Raw genomic sequence first — 23,818 nt, 5'->3', positions numbered from 1 at the left:
GCTACTCGATACGACAAGTTGGCAAGAAATTATCACAGTATGGTCGCTTTGGCATTTGTTATGGTCTGGTTGCCTATCTATTGTTGAGCAAATTATAAACTCAAAGCCAACCATTATAATCAATACCTAACTTCATACTCCAAAAACCATTCCAGTCCGACGGCATCGTATTGACTGCGATCGTAATAGGGCCAGTTGATTCTTGCGGTATCGATTGGTGGCTTCTTATCCGTTAAGTTTCTAATAACTAAACTTATATCCTGATGTCTATCCAACTCATTTTTAAGGATAAAATTAGTGATGGTCCATGCGGGTAACTTACTGCTGCCATCGAAATTAACTTTAGACCCTTTACGATAAAAAGACAAAGCCGTTGACCAATTATTGATAGCCCATGATAGAGATAGGTTTGTTCTCGACTTAACTTCACCACTTCGAGGGCTGTTTTCAAAATCACCATCATAGGTGGATGGCTCAGATGTTAGCTGTTGAATTTCCGTTTTTAATATTTGTGAATGTTGCAAATCCACACCAAATGAGCCTGCTTCATTGGTTGCATACAACCAGTTAACGCCTAAATCAACACCAGATTGCTTGCGGAAGGCACGGTTAACCGGTGAGTTTTCTAACTCTAATACCCCATTACTACGCGATATTCGATTATTTGCATCAATACAAATCTCTGAACTAGGATCGACAGATTCACCTGTAGAATAATTTTCACCAGAAGCACACTGCGACTCCCATAATAAATATTGCGACTCCAGTTGCAGTCCAACCTGACTTTCAAGCTCAATCTGATAATAATCCAGCGACATGGACAGGCTTTCATCAGGATTGTAGAAAATTCCAATGGTCTGAGTGCTTCCCGTTTCCTCTTCCAGTTCCTGATTGCCTGCCCATTCAACCGGGATGTTGGTTAAATAGTCGGTATTATTTTCACAGGCATTAAAACTGTTGTCACCAATATTGATACATTCAAATAAGTCGATGACATCAGTAAAGTAAAGCGTGTTATTGGCAAACAGGTAGTGCATATCGGGCGCTCGGAAGCTGGTACTGTGGACCGCATTAATACTTAAATCATCAGTCGGTTTCCACTGAAGTGAAGCTTTCCAGGTTTTGGCGTTATCGACACCGGAATCGTCCTGATAATCATCCCATCGAGTAGCCAGAGTCAGTTCCAAATCGCCTATTGCACTGTCTTTAATGAGTGGCAGCAACCACTCTGCACCTAAAGCATAACGATCACGGGTACCGATACCAGATGAACCGCCAAAACCGAACCAGCCAAAATTTGCGCTGGTATCATCAATATCAATTCGATAACGGGTTTTATTCCACTCAGCGATTACCGCATAACGGCTGTTATTGCCGTTAACTTTAAAGGCCTCGCCAGACATCCAGTAAGACAAAGACAAAGCTTTTGAGTTGGCATTACTGACACTGTTGCCTATAACGCCATCAAAATCCGAGGGTTGATAGCGATCAAAAATAGCTTCCGAAGCTGGAAAAAAGCTTTCTATTTGCTGATTACGGAATAAAGGTAAATGGCGATTGCTATCATAGTCACTAAATGAAAAAGTGGCTTTATAATCAAATAAACTGGCCACGCCTTCAAAACCGGCGATGATTGACAACGCCTGCTCATCGAACTGTTTATCCTGACTGCCGGTTTCTTCTGCACTAAATTCACGGATGACAAAGGTATCCTCATTATTCTGATTGGGCACTATGCCGTTCCAGAATAATGGAAAAGAACGCACTTCGGTTTCACTGTCCCATAACAGAACATCGGCAAACCACTTCCCGTATTGAGTGGATATTTCTCCGTGGGAAAACAAGGATAACGTATCGCGTTTATTTCTCAGGTTTTCTTCGCGACGGGTTCCTCGAGTACAGAAATCCCCTACATTAGTTATAACAGGGCGCGCGACATGCGGCTCGCATGCATCAGCGGAAGGCAGCACAAACTGTCGAAGATTTAAATCAAACATACCAATAGTAGGAGGAATCAGATCCGGCTCAACATTCAATAAATAGCCTCTGTCTTCTGCAAAAATGGGATCACGTTTTTCCCACTGGTAGCCAAAGGTAAGGGTGCCTTTATTGTTGTGGAAGCTGTTACCGCCAGTAAGCTTAAAAGACTCACCGCCACCACGCTGGGTATCACCGTAGGTCAACTTCAGTTGATGGGCATCATATTCTTCACGCAAAATTACATTGATTACACCAGCGATGGCGTCTGATCCATATATCGCCGAAGCGCCATCGGTCAGCACATCCACCCGCTCGATGGCGACGGTTGGAATTATGGCAAAGTTAAAGAAGTTGGACTCACTCTGGTATGGTGTAGGGTTTAAAGCCAGTCGCTGACCATTAACCAGAACTAAGGTACGGCCTGGCCCAAAGCCACGTAAATTGAGAGCCTGAGCAGCCGAGGTAAACCCATTAGGAAATTGATCGCCTTCGAGCAACGAACCTGTTTGTGCCGTCAATGCAATCAAGGCATCGTATAAATTGGTATGACCCAACCGCGCAAGGTCGTCGGCAGAAATAGAAAAAATGGGTGCAGGACCATCATCGTCATTCTGCTTGATCAATGATCCTGTTACCGTAATTTTTTGTTCTTCATTCGAACGGTCTGGTTGTGATGCTTGTGTTGTTTTACCGACTATCGCAGTAAGAACACAGGCCCAAAGCCAGGTTTGTCGCATTCATTTATCCCCAGTAATTTCTCGATGGTCTACAGATGATTCACATTTGGAAGCAAAAGTGCTCTTAAAAGTGCTCTTATAGTTTAGCTATTTATTCGAGAGATATTCGCAATTGTTATATTTTAGAGCGTAACTCCCAACTAATACCCTATACGCTAATATTGTGCAATATTAACAAGAGTATATGTGAATATTGCACAATATTAATGGAGTAAATAGTCACTGGAACAGAAATCAGGTGATTTATAACTGAATGAGAACTTTATGAGGCAAACGGAATAGCATAGGCCGAGCTGTCGCCTGCAACTTTCAGGTTATTAACCCGACTGATCAAATACTGATGCACCATCTGCATCTGATTTTTGGGCACATCAATCATCACCACATAACCGCCGTATTTAAGTTCTTCATCAAATCGTTTTAATTGGTAATGTTGTGATCGTGCTCCCCAGAAGGCACCTGCCCATCCACCGACAATGGCAGGAACTAAAATATAGGCCAGCCAGCTTGAAATTGGTAAGGGTAACAATTGGGGATTAAATGCGGCATAAAAGCCTGCGCCTATGACACCCGCTATCATTCCAATCAGCGCACCTTGCTCAGCCTGTCGGGCGCTGTCCGTAAGATGCCAGAACTGACCGCAGCGTATATTGTGTTGAGTAAGCCCTTGTTGATCCTGACTGATCACATGATAACGCCAGGCAAAATCATTCAAACGGGATAATGATTTGGCAATATTTTCCGTGGTTTTAAGATCATCCGCAATATAATACAACCGTCTCATACGCTCACTCCTGTTGATACTAAAGACCTATTAATAATCTATAGATCACAGGAAAAAATAAACAAGACATCAAAGCCGTTTTTACTAGATTTTAATTTTGTTTAAAATGAGCTGTTTATAGTCTTTTGGTTTTAACAAACTAGAGCGTGTTTATCTTTCATTCTTTGAGATGTTGAGTGCTAAAATTAAGCCAATCGCGGCGTGAATTTTGAGGTTTAGTTATTCTAAATAAGAAATTCTCAACAAAGAGTGGCTTAATTTTAGCCTCAACCCTTCGGGCAGGGATTATTTTATGACACAACTGCGTTATCGGTCGTTTAAATAGAATAACTATTCATCACTCCCTCTGCCTTGTTGTGTCATAAAATAACCACCTGCATCTCAAATAATGAAAGATAAACACGCTCTAATTACAAATACAGTTTTCTTAAAGACGTAATATAAGGCTTCACTTCTTCGTCAAACGGAATATCTTTCGCTTTATTTAATACTGTTGCCAGCACGCGTCGTTCATCGGCATCTATTTCGCCATCTTCAATGGCAATGGTTATGATCCGCTCCAGTTCATCCACCGAATACAAACCATCATTTGCGAATGACTTTATCGATTCCATAATCATTTTCACATGACTGGGGATCGCACTTAATTTTACTGATCGAGTTGTCTCTTGAGTCATAGTTTAATTCCTTAATGATCCTTTACAGCGTAAATCCCCGGCGCATTTCGCCAATATTCTTTGTAATCCATGCCATAACCAAACACATAACGATCCGGAATGGTTAAACCGACAAAGTCCGGCTTATAATCAGGGTTTGCTTTACGTTCGTGCTGCTTATCTAACAATACCGCGGTATACACTTGTTCAGCACCCTGCGCTTTAATCGCATTTAAAATGGCTTGCAAGGTATGACCTTCATCAAGAATATCATCCACCACTAATACCGTTCTATCGAGCAATGCTAATTGAGGCAATGCCTTCCAGTGTAACTCACCGCCCGACATTTCACCGCGATAACGTGTCGCATGACAATAATCTATATGAAGCGGAAAATTCAATTGCGTTAACAACTGACCAGCAAAAATAAGTCCGCCGTTCATTATAGAAAGAACGATGGGGTTTTTATCGTGTAGCTCTAAATTAATGTTGTTAGCCATTTTATTAATCGCTAACTCCACTTCCGTTTTAGTAAACAGACAGTCCGCCTGCTTTAAAATATCATTAACGGTATCAACTAATTCTGGATTGCTCATAATTTTCCTTCGCGGTTAAGCCCATAGTCACTGGCTCAACTGATTATTATTGTTCATCAATTGAAATCCACTGGATCATAGTATCCTTATCCGGCGTCTTTGTCGCTGCTGGTTTAGTTTTGGAAGCCTCCGAAGATTGATTTGGGCCGTCAGACAATAACTCTTTATGACCACACTCAACACATTCAAAAACCTTACTTCCTTGCTCAAGATACATCACTATTGTATCCATTTTCTGGCAGGCGGGGCAGCTGGCACCGGCAATAAATCGTTTGGTCATATCAATTCTCCGGAATTAAGTTGCTCGGTCAATTGCTCACTCTTTTCATCATACGCTTCCTGAGCCGACAGCCAGATCATTTCCGCCTCTTCCAGCTCGGTCTTAATGGACGCCTGCTGTTGAATCGCCTCATTTAACTCGTCTTTTCGATCGTCATCATACAATGAAGTATCCGACATTTTATCTTCTACCTCTGCCAGCGCCTGTTGTAACTTATCCATTTTAGTCTCGGTTTGTTGCAACTTCTTTTTAAGTGGCGCCAATAACTGACGAAGCTTTGCCTGCTGTTGTTTTTGCGCTTTTCGATCAACCGCTGATAAATCATTTGCTCCAGATGTTGCCGTTTTTTCGGCAGATTTTTCCTCAGTATCCACCGACTTATCACTGCCCCAGCGATTTTGTTTTAACCACTGATGGTACGCCTGAGTATCACCATTAAAAGGTTCAACCTTTGCACTGTCCACCAGATACAACTCGTCCACCGTGGCATCCAGTAAAAAACGGTCATGAGATATTAAAACCACAGCGCCGGAAAAGTTCTGGATCGCCATGGTGAGCGCATCGCGCATTTCCATATCCAGATGATTGGTTGGCTCATCCAGCAATATTAAATTCGGTTTTTGATAAATCATTAACGCCAAAACCAACCTTGCTTTTTCTCCGCCAGAAAACTGCGATACTTCATCGAACACTTTTTCACCGTGAAAAGCAAAACCGCCCAGATAATTTCGCACCTGCTGTTCGGTTAAATTGGGATCAAGCTGTTGCATCTGCGCAAATGCACTTTGCTGGCCATTTAATTGCTCCAGTTGATGCTGTGCAAAATAACCAATATTTAAATGCTTGCTTTGTTCGCGTTCGCCGCTGGTCGTTACTTCAGTTTGCGCAATGGTTTTCAATAAGGTGGATTTGCCAGCGCCATTACGACCCAGAAGCCCAATTCGGCTGTCACCACGGATCGATAAATTAATCTTTTCAAGAATAATAAGATCCTCATAACCAGAGGATAAGTTGGAAAATTTAAGCAAGGGATCGGGTTTGTGTTTTGGCTCAAAAAAATCAAAAGATAAACGCTCTCTGACCGAAAAGTTTTCAACCGTCGCCATTTTTTCTAAGGCTTTAACCCGACTTTGCGCCTGTTTTGCTTTACTCGCCTTCGCTTTAAAGCGATCAATAAATGACTGCAAATGCTGAATTTTCGCTTGTTGCTTTTCAAACTGTTTTGCTTGCAGGCTTTCTTGCTCTGCTTTAATTTTTAGAAACTGCGAATAGTTACCGCTGTAAATTTTTACCTGACCCACTTCAAAATGCATCACCCGATCAACTATCGCATCAAGAAAATCTCTATCATGCGAAATAATCATCAAGGTGCCGGCGTAACTTTTTAAATAGGATTCGAGCCAGAATACCGCATCAAGATCGAGGTGATTGGTAGGCTCATCGAGCAATAATAGATCCGATGGCTGAATTAAAGCCTGCGCCAGATTTAATCTGACGCGCCACCCACCGGACAGCTCTGCCACCGTGGTCTGCATTAACTCATCACTAAACCCCAGTCCGTAAAGCAATCGGGCAGCGCGCGACTCGGCATCATAAGCGCCCACCGTTTCTAATAGATGATGGGCTTCACCAATGCCTTCACCATCATTGTCAGTTTCCGCACGTTTTAATTGTTGCTGTGCCTGTCGCAATTGCTGATCACCATCGAGCACGTAATCGATGGCTTTTTGATCAACCCCCGGCGTTTCCTGTTTCACATGAGCAATATTAATTTTGTCCGGAATTTCAACATCACCAGTATCGCAATGCAGATCGTTCAGCATCAACTGAAACAGCGTCGACTTGCCACAGCCATTGGCGCCGACAATGCCGATTTTTTCGCCATTGAATAACGTGGTATCCAGATCTTTTACAAGAGTTTTGGCACCGCGCGAATAAGAAACATTGGAAAAGGTGATCATATAGTCATTACATCTCAGGCCTGCTAGAGTTAGCTTTCCGCAGGTCACAACAATAAAAAAGAGACTACCCCTATGGCAGACGCCACTATTGTATTGATTACCCTGGTGATTTACAAAGTAACCTTGCTTGGCATTGGCTTCTGGGCCAGTCATAAAAACAACTCCACCAGTGATTTTTTTCTTGGCGGCCGTCAACTCGGCGCCTGGGTTGCAGCCATCAGTGCCAGCGCCAGCTCCAGTTCGGCGTGGACTCTGCTTGGTGTCAGTGGTGCCGCGTATTTATGGGGTTACTCGGCAATCTGGTTGTTTCCTTCGGTGATTGCCGGCTTTCTGGTGAACTGGTTTTGGGTTGCCCCGCGCATTCGCAACCTCAGTATTAAGGAAAACGCCATCACCGTCACCGACTTACTGGTAACCGAACCGAAAGCACCGCTGGCAGATACCATTCGACGCGCCGCCATTATGATCATCGTGTTTTCTTTCACCTTTTATATAGCGGCGCAATTTAAAGCCGCCGGCACCAGTTTCAGCAGCGTTTTTGATATGGACTTTGCCAACGCCATTATTCTTGGGGCCATTATCATCATGGTTTATACCCTGCTCGGCGGGTTCTGGGCGGTCAGTGTCACGGACACACTGCAAGGTTTATTAATGAGTGTTACGGCGATTATCTTACCGGTCGCCGCCTTGATTCAAATAGGCGGCTTTAGCGAGCTTAATCAGGTTATGCATCAGGTGTCCGATCCCGGCTTTACCAGCTTTACCGGCGTTCACGGTGGTATTGCAGCGCTTGGTTTTGTCATCGGCATTATGGGGATTGGTAATGGCTACCCTGGGCAGCCCCATGTGGTAAACCGTTTTATGGCGCTTAAAGATGAGCGTAACCTGAAACAGGGGCGTTTGATTGCACTGGGCTGGGCGATTGTGGTGTACAGTGGCATGTTATTACTTGGCTGGTGTGCGCGCAGTTTTTTTCCGGTGCTTGCCGATAACGAATCGGTATTTTTTAACGCCACCCAACACCTGTTCTCGCCGGTTGTGGCAGGCATTATGATCGCCGCCATTTTATCGGCCGTTATGTCCACCGCCGACTCACAAATTCTGGTGGTGTCTTCAGCCATGTCTTACGACACCAAAGCAAAACACAGTCAGGGAATAATGATGGGACGCATTGCCGTGGTAGTCGTTTGTGTCGCCGCATCCGTGTTAGCCATCTTTCTCGATCAAAGTATATTCAATCGGGTGTTGTTTGCCTGGCATGCTATCGGCAGCAGTTTTGGTCCGGTATTGATTGCAAGACTCTGCCAGCGCCACCTCAGTAATAAAACGGTACTGGCTACCCTGCTCGCCGGATTCGGCCTTACTGTGCTCATTAACAGTACGGCCAATTTACCGGGCGATGTGGCCGAACGTTGGGTACCTTTTATTGTGGCTATGCTGATCGCCTTTTTCGGCTCACAACGACTCGCAACCACTGATAACTTGAAATCCTGATAAAACCGTCAGGTTCTTTCCGCTACAACTAAATAGCCCCTGATGAGAATTCATCAGGGGCTATAGATTGCGCTTTTAAATAAACAAAGTTTTTTAATAGCCACTAGCTTTGGGGCGCCTGCTTCTGCTGAGTGGAAGACTCTGTTTCCGGCTCAACCACTTCGCCTTCCATCACGTCACCATCTTTTTTGGTGCTCTCTTTATTAGCACTCTCTTTATTGGCATTGTCTTTTTTGTAGCTATCATTTTTAACATTATCACCAGCCGTCCACTGATTGACTTTGTTACGGCATTTTTGAAACAGCTCGTGCCAGAACTCATGAAACGCAGCACCCAACACAATTCCAACAATCAAATACAACATGGTTTTCTCCTTTAATGGTAAATCGATAACAACAGTGATAACCCGCCCCTCAAACCTGATTGAATAAAACGAGTTTTGCAGCCACTTAATGCCGCAGTGCTGTTTAAGACTGTATTACTTAACAGTGTCTTACTTAATACTGTCTTGCTTATTAAAGAGAATTGCGATTAGTGTGCCAAACTATAACTTATTGATATTATTAATTATTTACTGCAAGCTAAAACAGCAACTTGGCAGTTTTTACCAATAAGTGGTGAATTTGTTCGTCAAATGGCTTTACAATCTTCCCCATAAGCTCACACATCCAACAACGAGAATAAAACATGCAGTGGTGGACCCTCCTTCCCCCCGTTTTGGCAATTGTTATTGCTGTCTGGAAAAAAGAAGTCATTCTGGCGTTATTTGTTGCCATCTTCAGCGCCGAGTTTCTATTGCACCAGTTTCATCCCGGACTGGGCTTTATCGCCACCGCCGAACGACTGGTATCGGTATTCGACAGCGCCGGCAATACCCGGATCCTGTTGTTTAGCTTGTTGGTTGGTGCACTGCTGACGTTGATGCAAAAATCCGGCGGGGTCAGTGCTTTTGTTCAGTGGGTTGCCAATAAAGGGCTGGCTAATTCGCCAAGAAAAGTTGGTCTGCTGCCGACGTTTATGGGCATGTTTATCTTTATCGAAACCAATTTAAGTGTTCTAACCTCGGGCATACTGGCACGTAATCTATTCGATCGCTTCAATATGAGTCGCGAGCGGCTGGCTTATATTATTGACTCAACCTGTGCGCCTATTTCGGTCATTATTCTGCTCAATGCCTGGGGCGCTTATGTGCTAAGTCTTATCGGCGACTATTCACTGGCGAACAGCAATCAGGTGTTAATTGGCTCAATTGGCCTTAATTTTTACGCCTTGATCACCCTGACGCTGGTGTTTTATACGGTACTGAGTAATCGCGTTCACGGCCCCATGAAACACGCTGAAAACCGGGTGCGAGAAGACGCGCTTGAGGTTCAGGAGCCGCCCACCCGAAAACGCTACATGCTGGTGCCGCTATTCACCATGATAGGCGGCATAGTCTTTTTTATGTGGTTTACCGGCTATCAGGCATTGGCGAAAACTACAGACGCCGCCATAACCTTTAGTGATGGTTTGCTGAATGGTTCCGGCTCCAAAGCGGTCTTATGGGGCACCTTATCGGCATTGTTGGTGGCTTATCTGCTACTTAAGTTCCAGCAAAAACTGAAACATAAAACTCTGGTCAGCTGGGGTTTTGAGGGCATGAGCAAATTACTGGGGTTGGTTACCACGGTAATGCTTGCTCTGGCACTGGGTGCCAGCATGAAAGCGCTCGGCACTGGCGACTTTGTGGCGCAAATGGTCAGCGGCAATATGCCCATATGGTCGATAACTCCGCTGATATTTATTGCCGCCGGCGTTATTTCGTTTACCACCGGTACCTCATGGGGCACCTTTGGTATTTTAATCCCCATTGGCATTCCAATCGCTCAAACCATGGGGATACCGCCGGAGTTAATATTGGCGGCCATATTGGGTGGCGGGGTATTTGGCGATCATTGTTCACCGATTTCCGACACCACCATTGTGTCGTCACTGGCGGCCGGCTGCGATCACCTTGATCATGTTAAAACTCAGTTGCCTTACGCGCTGACTGCCGGTGGGGCAACCATTGCACTGTATCTGCTGGCCAGCCTCTGGTTTTGATCCTGAGTTCAGGTTGATCAAGGCCCAGATATAAGTCTCGCAGGGTTTATTCCAAATACAGCGTAAACCCCGCTGGCAGGTGCAGAGAAATCGGTTTAAACGATATCTGGCTAAGGGATATCTGACTAAGAGATATTTGATTACGTAATATCTTTTTACGTGTTATCTGTCTATGAGTTATCAGGGTAAGACTTTTTAGGAAAGGTTTGCCCGAAACCGTTGCTGGACAAGAGATAATCCGGTTAATAATCAATCCAGCAACAATCACCTAATAAGAAAGAGCTAGTCCGGCTTGTTTTGTTGCGATAGCTCCAGCTCCGCAAGCTGCTTTTCCATCTGTTGCAATTGCGCCCGGGTCTTTTGCAACACTTTGGTTTGAATATCAAACTCTTCCCGCGTCACCAAATCCATTTTGCCGAGCTGAGCCTGCAGTAATTGCTTAAACTGTTGCTGCATCTCGGCGTGTTTATTTTTCAATTCTGGCGGAATTATTTGTGACATTTTATTCGCCAGATCATCTATAATCTTCGCATCTATCATATTCAATCAACGGGTAATTTGAGAAGCCTACTACTATAACGGAGTGACCATGAAATTCAATAAAAGGACATTGGCATTGCTGCTTGCTTTGCCGCTTGTTTTACCGCACGCTACGGCGGGCAAAATTTACAAATGGGTGGATGAAAACGGCAAAGTTCACTACAGTGACAAGCCACCTAAAGATCAAAAGAAAACCGAACAACTGGCATTACCCGAAGCCAAAGAGGAAACCGCAAAAACTAAGTCAGTCAGCGCGCAACAACGCATCCGTAACGCCAATAAATGGCTGAACAATTCACGTGAAAAACGCCAGCAAAAGCAACAAGAGAAAGCCCGCGCAGAAGCCGCTAAAAAGAAGCAACAGCGTGAATGCCAGGTAATGCGAAATGAACTGACTGAATATCAGCATACCAATGTCATTTACGATTATGATAAGTCGGGCAAACGATTTTATTACACCGATGAACAGCGTGAGCAGTTTATCGAAAACTTAAAAAGCAACATTAAACAACAGTGTGAACCCTAACGTGATCAACAAACCTTCTGTAACCTCCAATCAAGTCGCTCACAATCCCATGCGAGCGGCAGAAAACTACAATATCTCCTCCTGGAGCGATGGTTTTTTTGACGTCGATCAAGACGGCGACATGGTGGTTATTTCGCAACATAACGATCAAACCCACCAGCACAAACTGCACAAAATCATTGATCAACTGGCTCTGGATAAAAAGCCTTTACCCATGCTGTTGCGTTTTGGCAATATTTTACGGCAGCGGTTTGATCACATTGCCGATGCTTTTGATCAGGCTATAGAGGAAAACAGTTACCAGAATAAATACACCTGTGTTTACCCCATTAAAGTTAACCAGCAACGCGCTGTGGTTAATGAACTGGCACAACACGGACAGGAGCGCTTTGGCCTTGAATCGGGCAGCAAGCCGGAACTGCTTGCCGTGCTCGGCACAGACATGCCAAAACAAAGCGTTGTGGTATGTAATGGCTACAAAGATCGGGAATACATTCGCACCGCTTTAATCGGCCAGCAAATGGGGCGCCGGGTGTTTATTGTGGTGGAAAAACTGCACGAGCTCGACCTGGTAATGCAGGAAGCGGAAAAAATGGGCGTGGATCCCATGCTTGGTGTGCGCGTTCGCATGTACGCCATCAGTAAAGGTAACTGGCAAGACACAGGCGGCGAAAAATCCAAGTTTGGTTTATCTCCCAGTCAGCTTATAAAACTGACGGAAAAACTCGCCGCATACGACAAACTGCATTGCCTTAAATTATTGCATTGTCATCTGGGATCACAAATATCCAGCATTGCCGACATTCGAAAAGGCGTCAAAGAGTGTGCGCGTTATTTTGTCGAATTACAACGCATGGGACTGCCGCTGCAAGTGATTGATGTTGGTGGCGGTTTGGGTGTGGACTACGAAGGCACTCAGTCACCTTCCTACTGCTCAATGAATTATTCGGTGCAGGCTTACGCCAACACCATTGTCAAAACCATTATCGATGTGGTGGATAAATTCGAGTTACCGCATCCGGAAATTATTACCGAATCGGGACGGGCGTTAACCGCGCACCACGCAGTGCTCATCACCAATATGTTTGACAATGAACAGGCGCCCGGACTAAATGAACCGGTGCCGGTTGATGATGCACAAGCCAATGTGTTGCAAAACTTATGGCGTCACTACCAGAGTATCGATGAAGAGAATGTCGCCGAAGCCTATCATTCAGCGGTGTTTTATTTAAATGAAGCGCTAATGCTGTACACCCACGAATCCATCAGTCTTGAAGAATGGGCGCGCAGTGAGCAGCTTTACTTTGCCATTTGCCGAAAAATTTATCCCTTGTTGAACCGCGATATTGCCGGCCACGATGAAATTTTATCGGAACTGAACAATAAACTGGCCGATAAATTATTTTGTAACTTCAGTTTGTTTCAATCATTGCCCGATGCCTGGGGCGTCGAGCAAATATTTCCGGTATTGCCGATCCATTACCTCAATGAGCCATTAACCCGTCGTGGAATTATCAAAGACATCACCTGCGATTCCGACGGCCGTATCGAACGCTACGTTAATGGTCAATCAATCGAGTCCAGTCTGTTACTGCCCGATGTACCCATGGATGAAAACTTCAAGCTGGGTATTTTTATGGTGGGTGCTTACCAGGAAATTCTTGGTGCCTTGCATAACCTGTTTGGTGATACCCACAGTGTGCATCTGGATCTAAAAGCCGACGGTAATTTTGAAGAACAGGAATACACCGAAGGCGATACCGTCAGTGAAGCATTAAAAGTGGTACACTTCGACGACACTAAGCTGGCAGAGCATTACAAACGTCAACTGGCCAACAGTGAGCTGAGTGACGCTGATCAGCAAACCTATCTGGAAGAGCTGAGCGACGGCTTACAGGGCTACACCTATCTGGAAGACTAGGGCAAAACCTATGAAAGTAAATTTTGAAATTGACGCTACGCCTGAAGAATGGCGACGGTTTTTCGGCCTGCCGGATACATCCGAGATCCATCAGGCATTGCTGGAACAGGCAAAACAGAAGATCGAATCGGGTGAATACGATCCGGTCACCCTGTTGCAACAGTTTATGCCTGACGATGTGAAAAAAATGGCCGAGCTGCAAAAAGATTTCTGGCAGAATCTGTTTAAGCAATCTTTTAAGCAATCCTCCAAATAAGAGTCTTCACACTATGATGTCACTTGTTCGCCATGTTATTGGCGTTACCAGCTTTGTTTTGTTTGCCGTTAATACCCTGTTCTGGATTATTCCGGTGATTGCTTTATCGCTGCTTAAATTCTTGCTGCCAATTCCTTTTATTCGCCGTGTCATCAGCGCCGTATTAAATTGGTCAGCCTCCTGCTGGATCACCCTTAACAGCTTGCTGGCCAACAATCACTGCCGCATCAATGTTGAGTGGCCCGAAGATGTTAACTTTTCACGCGACCACTGGTATCTAGTAATTGCCAATCACCAGTCCTGGGTGGATATTTACATTTTGCAGCGGTTATTTAACCGCAAAATTCCCTTTCTCAAGTTTTTTCTAAAGCAGCAATTAATTTTTGTGCCGTTTTTGGGCGTTGCCTGGTGGGCGCTCGACTTTCCGTTTATGAAACGTCATACCAAAGCCTACCTTAAAAAATATCCGCATAAAAAAGGACAGGATCTGGAAACCACAAAACGCGCCTGTGAAAAATTCAAGCACATACCCATTTCGGTAATGAATTTTGTTGAAGGCACCCGCTTCACCGCCGCCAAAGCAAAGCGTCAAAACAGTCCGTTTCAGCATTTATTAAAACCCAAAAGCGGTGGCGTTGGCACAGTATTATCAATTCTGGGCGAGCAAATGCACACGGTGGTGGATGTGACCATTCACTATCCGGAAGGCAGCCCAAGTTTCTGGGACTTTTTAACCGCAAAAATCAGCGATATAAACGTGGTGATAAAAGTATTTGAAATTGATCCGACCATTATTGGTGATATGACCAGTAATGAAACGCGCATTAAAGTGCAGAGTTGGTTAAACGAAGTGTGGCAATCAAAAGACGCGCAATTACAACGACTGACTGACCAACACAATCCGTCCTCTAACCAAGGTCGCTGATAAAATAACCAGGTGGCTGCAACCACGCCATAGACCGTGCTGCAGTCAATTTTATCGCCCTGAAATTATGCAAAAAAACGTTTAACCTCCAGAAACAACCTATTTTAGCCATTAATCAGTGATTATTTATAAAAACAGGAGTTTTATAGCGAAAAATACGCTGCAGTAGCGTATCTAGCCTAACTTTTTTTATATCACCAAAACACATTAAAAATTTAATATAAGCTATATATATCAATACATTAGGCAAGTTGGCATCTTGAACAAAAAACAAACTGACTGAAATAAATGGATTTGTTTTGCTTATTTTTTCAACTTTCCTAGATATTTCATTACTTTTCTTGTATTATTCCGCGCAAATTTTAAGCAGTAGAGGAGACTACATTTGGAACAAGCAAGTGTCGAAGTACAACTACAGGTATGGAAAGAGCTGGCCATTAATAAACAAATCCTTATGCAGACCGCTGCAAAAGGTCTTGGATTAGCTGAAGAGTACACGCCTGAAGAACTGGAAGCCGCTTTAAACAAAGCGATCCACATCGGAAATAACGCTGACGCCGAAATTAAGTCAGCACAAGAAAAAGCCGAAACCGCCATCGCAGAAATGCAGGCAAAAGTTGACGCGGCAGAGAAAGCCACTAAAGAAGCATTAGCGGCAAAAGAACAAGCTTTGGCTGATAAAGAAGCAGCCGAACAATCCATGGAAGCCAATCGTGTAAATAACGCCGATGAGCTGAAAAAAGTAAAAGCTCAGTTGGCCGACAAGCAAAAAGAATTGAAACAAATCACTAAAGTACTGGCCGACACGCCAGAAAACGTAGTGAAGAAAATGAAAGCGCTTAAGAAAGAAAAAATGGACGAATCTAAAGCGCGTAAGCAAGCCGAAGATGTCAGCAAAAAGCTTCGTAAAGAGAAGCAAACCGCTGAAACCACTGTTGCAGAACAAAAAGAAGTTCTGCAAAAAGCCGTCGAGCTTTCTGAAGAATACACCGCTCTTAACAAACTGGCGAACGAACAGTTCAACCAGTTAGCCAAAAAAGCGGACGACAAAGACTCTTTAGAAAAAGTACCTGCGATTAACGAAGAAATCATCGAGTTAATCAAAACGGCCGCTGAAGAAGAAAAGAAAAAAGGCAAGAAGTAAGCCTTTTTGAATGTTTCTAAAAAGCCCGCTTAAAGCGGGCTTTTTTGTGTTTATCAAATTAATCTTATCCATTATATTAACCCTATTAATAATAGCAGGAAGCAAACCATGCCCAACATAGGACACGTCCAATATAGAAAAAGTAATAATTCAGGCGAACTTATAGCGGAATGGATCCATGCTGATTATGGTCGTGGCACAGGAATAGCTTCAGGAAATAACGATCATACATTTGCTGGCAACTATCTGATTCAGTACTTCGATAGTCAACATACCTTAGTCGCTGAGCTTGATCTTGAAATAACTCATAAAACAGACGCTTATCATTTAACGTGGCGTAAAAATGGAATAGTTACAAGTGTAGGAGTTGGTATGGAAAACGCTGGTGTTTTATACGCTGGTTATTCTGATGTGAAAAGTACCGATCAGTAATCAACGTTGAAAGATCTATTCTCATTACAATTGAGATACATACATTTTAAAGGCTCACTAAAACAAGTACATGAGCTGTCCCATGGGTTACAAGAACTTAAAGTTTCTGCCAGTCCTTCCATGCAGCAAAGACTACTGATGCAATCGCTTTAGACGTCAGTTCACACAATCAACCCGATAGACTTGCTGTTTTAAGCTACTTACGTTATTAAATAAACCATCAATAATTATAAATAGGTGACAACATGGATATAACTGGATTGATTATTTTCTTGGCGATTGGTGCTGTTGCAGGCTGGCTGGCCGGTTTAATGATAAAAGGCGGTGGCTTTGGATTACTGGGTAATATTGTCATCGGCATTATAGGCGCGGTTATTGGCGGCCATGTCTTTGCGTATCTTGGCATTTCTGCAGGCGGTTTAATTGGTTCCATTATTACCGCGACCGTTGGTGCGGCTTTATTACTATTTATAGTTCGACTGATTAAAAAAGCTTAGCTTTTTTGAGTTAAATTATTTTAGATAAAGACATAACCGCCGTGGTAAAACGCACCTAAAAACTATAACGTCAAATCAATTTTTGACGTTATAGTAATGTAGTTTAATCACTAAGTAACCTAACACTATACCTAATACATTGGTCGAAATGGGATTGAAGGCTTCAATAAGTAAGGTAGGGATAGTAAACGCCACAAAAATTAGTAGCATAATCAATACACTTATTGCGATATAAACAGGCGCTAGAATACGCCTGAATAAAATAATGCTTACTCCCAAAAGTATTTCTAAAACGCCTGCCAGTGGAGATAACCATGTTGCAGAAAAAGGTGAACCGCTAGCTTCTACCAAACTAATTTCTACAGGGCTTAACCAAATGATTTTTGGAGCTAAGCCATGGTATACAAATAAAAAACCTAAACCATATCGACAAATGCACTCAATATGTTTGGATAAGTCACTTGTCATCAATAAAACGCTCCGAATGTTCGGCCGAAGGGATTTGGCAATGATCGTATCGGCCAAATAATTTGTATCGATTTAAAGCGATACGATCGTACAGCCAATCCCGCAGTTTTTCTGGAATGACTTTAAAAATCATTAAGGCTTTCCAGGGGTATGATATTTGTTGAATAACCTTTAAAAATGCACTGCTTTTTTGATATGCCTTTTTATTTTTTACCAAAACCATGGTTTCGTAATGATCAGTGGGTAATCCATACCGTTTGAGCAAGGTTTTACCCTGTGACGATTGAACACTGCATAATTTGAATTGCTTTTCTTTATCGTACTTAATGATAAATTTTATCCAGGCATTACAAAGCTTGCATACACCATCGAATAATATAATTTGATCCTTTGAATCAATAGCTGAAGGCATAACTACTTAACTTTAAATCGCTGTGAAAAGTCGTCGCAATCTCCATCAAAAACATTATCAATCAAATACTGAATTTTCCACTCACCGGCAAACTTTACTAACTGAAAACTGTTGTGACCACAGTGGCTAACTTTACCATCCAGATAAAAAATATAAGGCGTCCAGACAGATGCAAGGTTACCCTGCTTGTGCAGTGACACACTAAGTAACTGTTCATCCAGTGAATTGGTAGACGATGCTATGGATTCTGAAAACTGCTTTAGATTCGACGTCTGAATGCTGCCGTCTTGTTTGACTCGTTGCAAAATAGCGTTCTTAGAAAACTGCAATAAGAACTTTTTACCATCGTGTTCACGCATTGCATCAAATAAATGAGTAATCGGTTGTAAAGGATCACTTTCAGTCGTTTTTACAACAGCGCGATTAAGTGCTGATGCATTTTTATTTTGGGCATTCGCCTGACCGCACAGGAAGCTAAGATTTGCGATTACTGCAATGGCAATAACATATTTATTCATAATTAGCTCTTATCATAATTATAATCACTGAATAACTATTTGTTTGAGTTTACACTTACTTTTTCCAGCTCGCCCAGGGATCATCACTGTCTTGATTGCTGCTTTTTGAAGTTTCTGTTCTTGTATTCTTTGCTTTTGAGCTCTCTGTTTTTGAATTCTCTGTTTTTGCGTTATCTGTTTTTAAGTTCTCAGCTTTATTAGGACGAGGTTTTTTATGAGCGTATGCCCGGTTGCCCATTTTTTGCTCTTTTTCCTCCGCGCGTTTGATACGCATTTCACGAATATTCTCTGCTTGCTTTAAAGTCAGCTCAGCAGGTTTTCCGGGTTTATGATCCTCCGGAATAATGCGATCCCTTGGTGGTAACTCAAACTGTTTGGCTGATGCTCTTGGCAAGTTTTTATACTTATACAAATAGAATGACTCAACCTTCTCACGCGCCCAGTCGGTTTTTTTAAGAAATTTTAAGCTCGACTCAATACTGGGATTGGTTTTAAAGCAGTTAATATTTAAATACGCGTATAAAATTTTAAAACCATAATGATCAACAATTTCTGTCAATATGGTTTGTAAACCAACGCCTTGTAGCGGGTTATTCTGATATTCTGTTTCATTCGACATAGCAATTAATTTCTTTAACTATTGATTAACTTAAGTATACACGTCTTTTGGTCTTATAGCCTTTGATGGTTTCACTTTCAAAGTATGCCATTTTGTTAAAGCCTTCTATATTATTTACCAGTTATTCATTTGAGTTCAATTAGTTGAGTATTTACAAAATATCTTTAAGTAAACTGACACCGCCATTAAACACCGGCCAGCCATCACACACCAATACTGACTTTATCGAATCTATTTGAGCCAGCTTTTTAACCGATGCTTTGGCGGCAGCTTTATCGGTTAACTTTTTATCGGGCAGTAAGCACAAACGACCGCCTTGGTGGGATCGAATTAAATCTCCGGTAATCAGTGTGGTGTTATCAATTAACAGTGCCAGCTCTCCGGGTGTTTTTGAGCCCTGCATTTCGAATACCTGCAGGCCGTCGATAAGTGTATCGCCTTCACCCAGCCATGCATCACACTCAATTGGAAAAATTGCCTGCTCGCCTTTTGGGCCAATTAATTTTGCTTCGAGAATTGTTGCCAGGTTTTTTGCATCACGAATATGATCGGAATTGGTTACTATCACATGGCTGGTCTCACCCAGTGACTGCAAATGTTTTAAGTCATGTAATGAAATGGACAAAGGATCGATCACAACATTGCCCTGCTCACGCACCCATACATAACTGTGAAAATCGATATCACGCTCTGGATTAAACTCTGTCCAGCAATAAAATTTATCGTTATGGCATTTTTTCATGAATGACTCTCCTTTAATGACAGTCCCCTTTAAAAACAGCCATTAATGATTATAGATTTACACGGTCAGGGTAACAGTTTTTCCGGTTCCATTTCGAAGGTTTCGGTTAACTTAATCGGGTATGACTTGCCGGTAAAATAAAATCGCGAAATTTCCTGATCGGTCAACGACTCTGTTGCAACGGACTCGGTTTCTTTTAACACCTGTTTCAGTCGTCTGGCAATGGCATCGCCAGAATCAATCCATTGAATGTAGCGCGCAATTTCGGAAAACTCCTGCTTAAACCACGGGAAGTGGGTGCAACCCAGCACAACCACATCGGCATTCTCATCAACGAATGGCTGGATCACCGCTTTTAATGCCGAGCGCTCAACAGGTAATCCGTTTATTTTCATTTCGGCGTAGGTGACAAGCTCCGCCGAAGCAATGCGGATCACTTTGCAATCGCTAGCAAAATCATTGATCAGTTGATCGGTATAGGGTCGATTTACCGTACCTTCGGTTGCCAACAAGCCAATGGTTTTGTTTTGCGTTAATTGCGCTGCCGGTTTAATGGCGGGCACCACGCCAATAATCGGAAACTTAAAACGCGAACGCAGATAATCCAGTACCGCAGTGCTGGCAGAATTGCAGGCAATAATTACTGCATCAAAATGTTGGTTATGCAGTAATGTTAACAACAACTGTTCAATACGTTGCTCCAGTTCCAGTTCGGTTTTACTGCCGTAAGGAAAAAAATCATTGTCCGCCAGATAATGGCAATGAACTTGCGGTAATTGCTGTTGAATGTGTTGCAGAACCGTTAAACCGCCAATGCCGGAATCCATCACCAGAACTTTCTGACTCATTCGGTGCGCGCTCCTTTTTTGGCCAAGGCTTTTTGCTTGCTCTGCTTTAAAAACAATTCCATTAATAATCGTACCGCTGGTCCTGCCCGTTCACCTCGGGCATTAATTAAAAACAAGTTGATGCTGCGCTTTGCGCCTTGTTCAAGATTCAGCGGTTTTAACTCACCGCTTTGCAATTCGGCCTGAGTATATCCGGTGGGCAACCAGCCGAACGCCAGACCCCGCTTAACCACATTAACCGAGGTTGAAAAATGCGACACGGTTATGCGTTGTTCACTGCCCAGCCAACCAGCATCCTGAGTTCGTTTGGTGCCGGTATCACGCAACACCACCTGACGATAGCTTTCGAGATCATGAATGGTAATGGGGCGATCAATGCTATGCAATGGGTGATCCTTGTGCGCCACTGCCAGAAACTCAATGCTGTCGAACTGCTCGCCAATAAATCCCGGCGGTACTCTTGGTGCAATCACCAGATCGGCCAGGCCATCAAGCAGGGCTTCATCGGTTCCGGACAGGGAGGTTTCTAAAAATCGTACCCGTGTCGCGGTTTCACCCTGCTCGGTAAACAGTTCGATCACATCGAGCACTTCGTTGATGGGATAAATCACATCCACCGCAATACTGACTTCCGCTTCCCAGCCACGAGACACGCATTGCGCCAATTGCTCAATGCCATCCACTTCTTCCAGTAGCTTTTTTGCCTTACGCACCATCACCTTGCCCAAATCGGTGAGCTCGGCTTTGCGGCCATGCAGTTTTAATACCTGGCCACCCAGATGCTCTTCGATGCGAGAAATGGCGTAACTCACCGTGGACTGACTTTTATTCAGCAGATCGGCGGCTTTGGCGTAACTGCCTTCATTGACCACCGCCACCAGCGATGCCCACTGTTCCAGGGTGATTTTCGGTGAAAGATTCATAGGGTCCACTCACGGGTTAAACAGCTTATTCAATCTAAGAAATCGATAATAACCATCTATTTCAAACCATTTAAAATCGATTATTTGAATATATCATGAGGATATACAAACTTAAACCGCTCAACCACATGAGGTGACCGATGAACATTCTACATATTGAATCCAGCTTATTTGCCGAAAATGGCGTATCCAGTCAGTTAAGCAATCAACTGCTGGCTCGTCTTAAAGCCACTGCCAACAACACGCATATTATTAAAAAGTCGTTCGCCGAGCAGCCTGTCCCACACTTTGATGGCAAGGCACTGCAAGCGCTGATGCAAGCCCCTGAAGAACAAACCCCGGAGCAACAGCAGATAGTCGCTTACGCCGACCAACAAATTGCCGATGCCAAAGCAGCGGATCTCTGGGTGATTGGCCTGCCCATGTACAACTTTGGTGTGCCTTCCATGCTAAAAGCCTGGTTCGATTTTATTGCCCGGGCTGGCGTTACTTTTCGATACACCGATCAAGGTCCCGAAGGATTACTTGGCGATAAAACCGTGTATCTGTTAGCGACCCGTGGTGGTCAATACAAAGACAGTCCGGCCGATAGCCAAATCCCTTTTATTAAAACCTTTTTGAACTTTTTAGGCATCACCAGTATCGAGGTAATATACGCCGAAGGATTGAATATGGGTGAACCAACCAAAACCCGGGCGCTGTCAGAAGCCAGTGCTCACATAAACCAACTCACGCAAGGCAGTTCGATTGCTTTATAAAGCATGTGTTTGAACAGAGAGTTTACTTGTATAGAGAATTATCTGTATAGAGAATTGCTTGAATAGAATCTTTATTAAGGAGAGTCATGATGAAACAACGTAATGTGGCCCATATTATCACTGGCCGCCCCGCTTCCGATGGCGCCGGCGTTAAATTAACCCGGCTGATTGGCAATGGCGGTCTTAAAGCCTTCGATCCTTTCCTGATGCTGGACGAATTTAACAGCGACAACGCCGATGATTATATCGCCGGATTTCCTTCTCATCCGCATCGAGGATTTGAAACAGTGACCTATATGCTCGAGGGCAATATGCTGCATCGGGATCACATGGATAACGAAGGTCTATTACAGTCCGGCGATGTGCAGTGGATGACCGCAGCACGGGGCATTATTCATTCGGAAATGCCACAACAGGTTGAAGGAAAAATGCGCGGGTTTCAGCTCTGGATCAATCTGCCAGCGGCAGAAAAAATGAACGATCCCCATTACAAAGACATCAAGTCGAAAGACATTCCGGTGGTTGAGACCAAAAACGCCACGGTAAAAGTGATTGCTGGCGAACTGACCCTACCTGATGATGCGAATCATAACGCCTCTAGTCAAAATCCGATACAAGGTGCCGTCAGTGGTATCAGTACCGCGCCAATTTATTTAGACGTTGCTTTAAAAGCCGGCGAACAATTTAATTTGCCAGTGCCCGCCGAGCACGCAGTTATGGTTTATGTTTACGAAGGCAGCGTGACCCTTGGTGATAAACACATTAACGCGCAGCAAATGGCACAAACCGGCAACGGCGATCAACTTACCATCGACAATCCAACGCAACACAGCAGTCACTTTTTGGTGCTGGCCGGAAAACCATTGAATGAGCCCATTGCCAACTGGGGACCGTTTGTGATGAATACTCCGGAACAAATTGAACAAGCCGTGAGTGATTATCGCAATGGTAGACTAACCGAGTGAAGGAGCTCGGACCGACATGGATGTCGGTAATACCGTTTATGAACGGAACAATCGACGGCCATGCATGCGCAGAGATGCGAAACGCTTTTGACTTTTTATCTTTTAAATTGAAGAAGCATTTTGTACTTTAATCTACATGCTAGTCGGATAGCTTGCATTTCGCCACTCGGCGCCTCCCTTTTGTCAGTTGATACAAAAGGAAGCAAAAAATCTTTGTCGCTGCGCTAGCAACTTGCTCATCATTGCCGGAATGTATAAGCAAACATTGAAACTAAAACTTGCCGGTTGATTGCTGACGCGTATTTCTAGACATACACTCAGAAGTGTTTTTGAGTTTAACACTTCTATGAAAGTTAAGACTTTCCACAACTTTTAATTTAAATCTAAGTAGTAAAACATTTAAAATCACTCGCTTCCGATCGTACTTATATTCCTCGCGTCAGCAATACGATATCAACACTTAGTGTTTCAGGATTACTTTGACTTCGATATACACTCAGATCAAATACCCCCGTGGTAACGGATAAGGGCTTTTTTGGTTCCTTTTTCAGCTCTTGGAAAAAGGAACTCGCATGCAAGCGTAGCGATGCGAAACGCTTTTGACTTTGAGTTTTTCTCAAGAAATCATTGCCAACCTTATCGTCTGGGTTTCGCCCACTAGCGACCCACTTTTCCTGACAATTAATTGCTCCTGCATTAACGGCCTTGGAAAAAGGAACTCGGACCGACATGGATGTCGGAAATGCCGTTTATG

26 protein-coding genes and 1 pseudogene are annotated in these 23,818 nt (G+C 43.6%); 12 read left to right on the top strand and 15 right to left on the bottom strand.

Features of this window, described 5'->3' with window-relative positions:
* Positions 1 to 87, top strand: a pseudogene (locus C8D97_RS16325) (IS5/IS1182 family transposase); the annotation flags it as partial.
* 32 nt (positions 88 to 119) lie between these two features.
* Here the strand turns inward: C8D97_RS16325 and C8D97_RS16320 are convergent.
* From C8D97_RS16320 to C8D97_RS16295, 6 genes are all read right to left on the bottom strand, one after another.
* Positions 120 to 2,717, bottom strand: coding sequence for a TonB-dependent receptor plug domain-containing protein (locus tag C8D97_RS16320; protein WP_109764869.1), 2,598 nt, complete (start codon positions 2,715 to 2,717; stop codon positions 120 to 122).
* Between the two features lie 262 nt (positions 2,718 to 2,979).
* Positions 2,980 to 3,501 carry a hypothetical protein gene (locus C8D97_RS16315; RefSeq protein WP_109764868.1) on the bottom strand — a complete coding sequence of 174 codons (522 nt, stop codon included), beginning with the start codon at positions 3,499 to 3,501 and terminating at the stop codon, positions 2,980 to 2,982.
* Positions 3,502 to 3,911: 410 nt separating this feature from the next.
* Positions 3,912 to 4,178, bottom strand: a complete 267-nt coding sequence (locus C8D97_RS16310; RefSeq protein ID WP_109764867.1) for a hypothetical protein — start codon at positions 4,176 to 4,178, stop codon at positions 3,912 to 3,914.
* An 11-nt stretch (positions 4,179 to 4,189) separates the two neighbouring features.
* Positions 4,190 to 4,753: a hypoxanthine-guanine phosphoribosyltransferase gene (locus C8D97_RS16305; protein ID WP_109764866.1), complete on the bottom strand. Its 564-nt coding sequence runs from the start codon at positions 4,751 to 4,753 to the stop codon at positions 4,190 to 4,192.
* Positions 4,754 to 4,799: 46 nt separating this feature from the next.
* Entirely contained in the window at positions 4,800 to 5,033 is a 234-nt protein-coding gene (locus C8D97_RS16300) for a YheV family putative zinc ribbon protein (RefSeq protein ID WP_210204974.1), read from the bottom strand.
* Positions 5,030 to 6,994 carry an ATP-binding cassette domain-containing protein gene (locus tag C8D97_RS16295; RefSeq protein ID WP_109764864.1) on the bottom strand — a complete coding sequence of 655 codons (1,965 nt, stop codon included), beginning with the start codon at positions 6,992 to 6,994 and terminating at the stop codon, positions 5,030 to 5,032. Before C8D97_RS16295 ends, C8D97_RS16300 begins: the two co-directional genes overlap by 4 nt.
* Before the next feature lie 72 nt (positions 6,995 to 7,066).
* On the opposite strand from C8D97_RS16295, the gene C8D97_RS16290 reads away from it, so the two are divergent.
* Complete coding sequence (locus C8D97_RS16290) at positions 7,067 to 8,488, top strand: sodium/proline symporter (protein WP_109764863.1); 1,422 nt, start codon at positions 7,067 to 7,069, stop codon at positions 8,486 to 8,488.
* A gap of 103 nt (positions 8,489 to 8,591) precedes the next feature.
* On the opposite strand, the gene C8D97_RS16285 is transcribed toward C8D97_RS16290, so the two are convergent.
* Positions 8,592 to 8,852, bottom strand: coding sequence for a hypothetical protein (locus C8D97_RS16285; RefSeq protein ID WP_109764862.1), 261 nt, complete (start codon positions 8,850 to 8,852; stop codon positions 8,592 to 8,594).
* 323 nt (positions 8,853 to 9,175) lie between these two features.
* Here C8D97_RS16285 and C8D97_RS16280 point away from each other — a divergent pair, with 323 nt between their 5' ends.
* The gene (locus tag C8D97_RS16280; protein WP_109764861.1) at positions 9,176 to 10,570 is read left to right on the top strand and encodes a Na+/H+ antiporter NhaC family protein; all 1,395 of its coding nucleotides are present in this window, start codon (positions 9,176 to 9,178) and stop codon (positions 10,568 to 10,570) included.
* A gap of 282 nt (positions 10,571 to 10,852) precedes the next feature.
* Here the strand turns inward: C8D97_RS16280 and C8D97_RS16275 are convergent, their stop codons facing one another.
* The gene (locus tag C8D97_RS16275; RefSeq protein ID WP_109764860.1) at positions 10,853 to 11,110 is read right to left on the bottom strand and encodes an accessory factor UbiK family protein; all 258 of its coding nucleotides are present in this window, start codon (positions 11,108 to 11,110) and stop codon (positions 10,853 to 10,855) included.
* 49 nt (positions 11,111 to 11,159) lie between these two features.
* Between C8D97_RS16275 and C8D97_RS16270 the strand changes: the two genes are divergently transcribed.
* The 7 genes from C8D97_RS16270 (at position 11,160) to C8D97_RS16240 (ending at position 16,811) form a co-directional block, all read left to right on the top strand.
* Positions 11,160 to 11,636, top strand: coding sequence for a DUF4124 domain-containing protein (locus tag C8D97_RS16270; RefSeq protein WP_109764859.1), 477 nt, complete (start codon positions 11,160 to 11,162; stop codon positions 11,634 to 11,636).
* Position 11,637: 1 nt separating this feature from the next.
* Complete coding sequence (gene speA / locus C8D97_RS16265) at positions 11,638 to 13,557, top strand: biosynthetic arginine decarboxylase (protein ID WP_245411480.1); 1,920 nt, start codon at positions 11,638 to 11,640, stop codon at positions 13,555 to 13,557.
* 10 nt (positions 13,558 to 13,567) lie between these two features.
* On the top strand, positions 13,568 to 13,813 hold the full coding sequence (locus C8D97_RS16260; protein ID WP_109764858.1) for a DUF6489 family protein: 246 nt from the start codon (positions 13,568 to 13,570) through the stop codon (positions 13,811 to 13,813).
* 13 nt (positions 13,814 to 13,826) lie between these two features.
* On the top strand, positions 13,827 to 14,738 hold the full coding sequence (locus C8D97_RS16255; protein ID WP_109764857.1) for an acyltransferase: 912 nt from the start codon (positions 13,827 to 13,829) through the stop codon (positions 14,736 to 14,738).
* A 385-nt stretch (positions 14,739 to 15,123) separates the two neighbouring features.
* Positions 15,124 to 15,882: a hypothetical protein gene (locus C8D97_RS16250; protein WP_109764856.1), complete on the top strand. Its 759-nt coding sequence runs from the start codon at positions 15,124 to 15,126 to the stop codon at positions 15,880 to 15,882.
* Between the two features lie 108 nt (positions 15,883 to 15,990).
* Positions 15,991 to 16,314 carry a hypothetical protein gene (locus C8D97_RS16245; protein WP_109764855.1) on the top strand — a complete coding sequence of 108 codons (324 nt, stop codon included), beginning with the start codon at positions 15,991 to 15,993 and terminating at the stop codon, positions 16,312 to 16,314.
* Between the two features lie 245 nt (positions 16,315 to 16,559).
* Positions 16,560 to 16,811 carry a GlsB/YeaQ/YmgE family stress response membrane protein gene (locus C8D97_RS16240; protein ID WP_109764854.1) on the top strand — a complete coding sequence of 84 codons (252 nt, stop codon included), beginning with the start codon at positions 16,560 to 16,562 and terminating at the stop codon, positions 16,809 to 16,811.
* Positions 16,812 to 16,886: 75 nt separating this feature from the next.
* Here C8D97_RS16240 and C8D97_RS16235 read toward each other — a convergent pair whose 3' ends face one another.
* The 7 genes from C8D97_RS16235 to C8D97_RS16205 all read right to left on the bottom strand — a co-directional run bounded on the left by C8D97_RS16235 (position 16,887) and on the right by C8D97_RS16205 (position 21,341).
* Positions 16,887 to 17,279 (bottom strand): DoxX-like family protein, encoded by a 393-nt coding sequence (locus C8D97_RS16235; RefSeq protein WP_109764853.1) that lies wholly within the window; start codon positions 17,277 to 17,279, stop codon positions 16,887 to 16,889.
* A complete protein-coding gene (locus C8D97_RS16230; RefSeq protein ID WP_109764852.1) occupies positions 17,269 to 17,691 on the bottom strand; it encodes a thiol-disulfide oxidoreductase DCC family protein in 423 nt (140 codons plus the stop codon). The genes C8D97_RS16235 and C8D97_RS16230 overlap by 11 nt, the downstream gene beginning before the upstream one ends.
* A gap of 2 nt (positions 17,692 to 17,693) precedes the next feature.
* Positions 17,694 to 18,209 carry a hypothetical protein gene (locus C8D97_RS16225; RefSeq protein WP_109764851.1) on the bottom strand — a complete coding sequence of 172 codons (516 nt, stop codon included), beginning with the start codon at positions 18,207 to 18,209 and terminating at the stop codon, positions 17,694 to 17,696.
* A 55-nt stretch (positions 18,210 to 18,264) separates the two neighbouring features.
* Complete coding sequence (locus C8D97_RS16220) at positions 18,265 to 18,828, bottom strand: VF530 family protein (RefSeq protein ID WP_109764850.1); 564 nt, start codon at positions 18,826 to 18,828, stop codon at positions 18,265 to 18,267.
* Between the two features lie 151 nt (positions 18,829 to 18,979).
* Complete coding sequence (locus C8D97_RS16215; protein WP_109764849.1) at positions 18,980 to 19,570, bottom strand: MBL fold metallo-hydrolase; 591 nt, start codon at positions 19,568 to 19,570, stop codon at positions 18,980 to 18,982.
* A 65-nt stretch (positions 19,571 to 19,635) separates the two neighbouring features.
* Positions 19,636 to 20,418, bottom strand: a complete 783-nt coding sequence (murI, locus tag C8D97_RS16210) for a glutamate racemase (protein WP_109764848.1) — start codon at positions 20,416 to 20,418, stop codon at positions 19,636 to 19,638.
* Positions 20,415 to 21,341 carry a LysR family transcriptional regulator gene (locus tag C8D97_RS16205; RefSeq protein WP_109764847.1) on the bottom strand — a complete coding sequence of 309 codons (927 nt, stop codon included), beginning with the start codon at positions 21,339 to 21,341 and terminating at the stop codon, positions 20,415 to 20,417. The genes murI and C8D97_RS16205 overlap by 4 nt, the downstream gene beginning before the upstream one ends.
* Before the next feature lie 140 nt (positions 21,342 to 21,481).
* On the opposite strand from C8D97_RS16205, the gene C8D97_RS16200 reads away from it, so the two are divergent.
* Together C8D97_RS16200 and C8D97_RS16195 are read left to right on the top strand one after the other, a co-directional pair.
* Positions 21,482 to 22,099 (top strand): FMN-dependent NADH-azoreductase, encoded by a 618-nt coding sequence (locus C8D97_RS16200; protein WP_109764846.1) that lies wholly within the window; start codon positions 21,482 to 21,484, stop codon positions 22,097 to 22,099.
* 86 nt (positions 22,100 to 22,185) lie between these two features.
* Positions 22,186 to 23,064 (top strand): pirin family protein, encoded by an 879-nt coding sequence (locus C8D97_RS16195; RefSeq protein ID WP_342587794.1) that lies wholly within the window; start codon positions 22,186 to 22,188, stop codon positions 23,062 to 23,064.
* Positions 23,065 to 23,818: the final 754 nt, after the last annotated feature.

Source organism: Pleionea mediterranea (assembly GCF_003148745.1).
GTDB classification, from domain to species: Bacteria; Pseudomonadota; Gammaproteobacteria; order Enterobacterales; family Kangiellaceae; genus Pleionea; species Pleionea mediterranea.
This window is presented reverse-complemented; position numbering and strand designations above follow the sequence as displayed.

Bases quoted from the DNA above. Each gene is read 5' to 3' on its own strand.
- murI (WP_109764848.1), bottom strand. From the start codon at position 20,418: ATGAGTCAGAAAGTTCTGGTGATGGATTCCGGCATTGGCGGTTTAACG.
- C8D97_RS16260 (WP_109764858.1), top strand. From the start codon at position 13,568: ATGAAAGTAAATTTTGAAATTGACGCTACGCCTGAAGAATGGCGACGG.
- C8D97_RS16305 (WP_109764866.1), bottom strand. From the start codon at position 4,753: ATGAGCAATCCAGAATTAGTTGATACCGTTAATGATATTTTAAAGCAG.
- C8D97_RS16225 (WP_109764851.1), bottom strand. From the start codon at position 18,209: ATGAATAAATATGTTATTGCCATTGCAGTAATCGCAAATCTTAGCTTC.
- C8D97_RS16280 (WP_109764861.1), top strand. From the start codon at position 9,176: ATGCAGTGGTGGACCCTCCTTCCCCCCGTTTTGGCAATTGTTATTGCT.
- C8D97_RS16245 (WP_109764855.1), top strand. From the start codon at position 15,991: ATGCCCAACATAGGACACGTCCAATATAGAAAAAGTAATAATTCAGGC.
- C8D97_RS16235 (WP_109764853.1), bottom strand. From the start codon at position 17,279: ATGACAAGTGACTTATCCAAACATATTGAGTGCATTTGTCGATATGGT.
- C8D97_RS16255 (WP_109764857.1), top strand. From the start codon at position 13,827: ATGATGTCACTTGTTCGCCATGTTATTGGCGTTACCAGCTTTGTTTTG.
- C8D97_RS16295 (WP_109764864.1), bottom strand. From the start codon at position 6,994: ATGATCACCTTTTCCAATGTTTCTTATTCGCGCGGTGCCAAAACTCTT.
- C8D97_RS16270 (WP_109764859.1), top strand. From the start codon at position 11,160: ATGAAATTCAATAAAAGGACATTGGCATTGCTGCTTGCTTTGCCGCTT.
- C8D97_RS16285 (WP_109764862.1), bottom strand. From the start codon at position 8,852: ATGTTGTATTTGATTGTTGGAATTGTGTTGGGTGCTGCGTTTCATGAG.
- C8D97_RS16320 (WP_109764869.1), bottom strand. From the start codon at position 2,717: ATGCGACAAACCTGGCTTTGGGCCTGTGTTCTTACTGCGATAGTCGGT.
- C8D97_RS16240 (WP_109764854.1), top strand. From the start codon at position 16,560: ATGGATATAACTGGATTGATTATTTTCTTGGCGATTGGTGCTGTTGCA.
- C8D97_RS16195 (WP_342587794.1), top strand. From the start codon at position 22,186: ATGATGAAACAACGTAATGTGGCCCATATTATCACTGGCCGCCCCGCT.
- C8D97_RS16215 (WP_109764849.1), bottom strand. From the start codon at position 19,570: ATGAAAAAATGCCATAACGATAAATTTTATTGCTGGACAGAGTTTAAT.
- C8D97_RS16315 (WP_109764868.1), bottom strand. From the start codon at position 3,501: ATGAGACGGTTGTATTATATTGCGGATGATCTTAAAACCACGGAAAAT.
- C8D97_RS16310 (WP_109764867.1), bottom strand. From the start codon at position 4,178: ATGACTCAAGAGACAACTCGATCAGTAAAATTAAGTGCGATCCCCAGT.
- C8D97_RS16220 (WP_109764850.1), bottom strand. From the start codon at position 18,828: ATGTCGAATGAAACAGAATATCAGAATAACCCGCTACAAGGCGTTGGT.
- C8D97_RS16200 (WP_109764846.1), top strand. From the start codon at position 21,482: ATGAACATTCTACATATTGAATCCAGCTTATTTGCCGAAAATGGCGTA.
- C8D97_RS16275 (WP_109764860.1), bottom strand. From the start codon at position 11,110: ATGATAGATGCGAAGATTATAGATGATCTGGCGAATAAAATGTCACAA.
- C8D97_RS16290 (WP_109764863.1), top strand. From the start codon at position 7,067: ATGGCAGACGCCACTATTGTATTGATTACCCTGGTGATTTACAAAGTA.
- C8D97_RS16205 (WP_109764847.1), bottom strand. From the start codon at position 21,341: ATGAATCTTTCACCGAAAATCACCCTGGAACAGTGGGCATCGCTGGTG.
- C8D97_RS16230 (WP_109764852.1), bottom strand. From the start codon at position 17,691: ATGCCTTCAGCTATTGATTCAAAGGATCAAATTATATTATTCGATGGT.
- C8D97_RS16300 (WP_210204974.1), bottom strand. From the start codon at position 5,033: ATGACCAAACGATTTATTGCCGGTGCCAGCTGCCCCGCCTGCCAGAAA.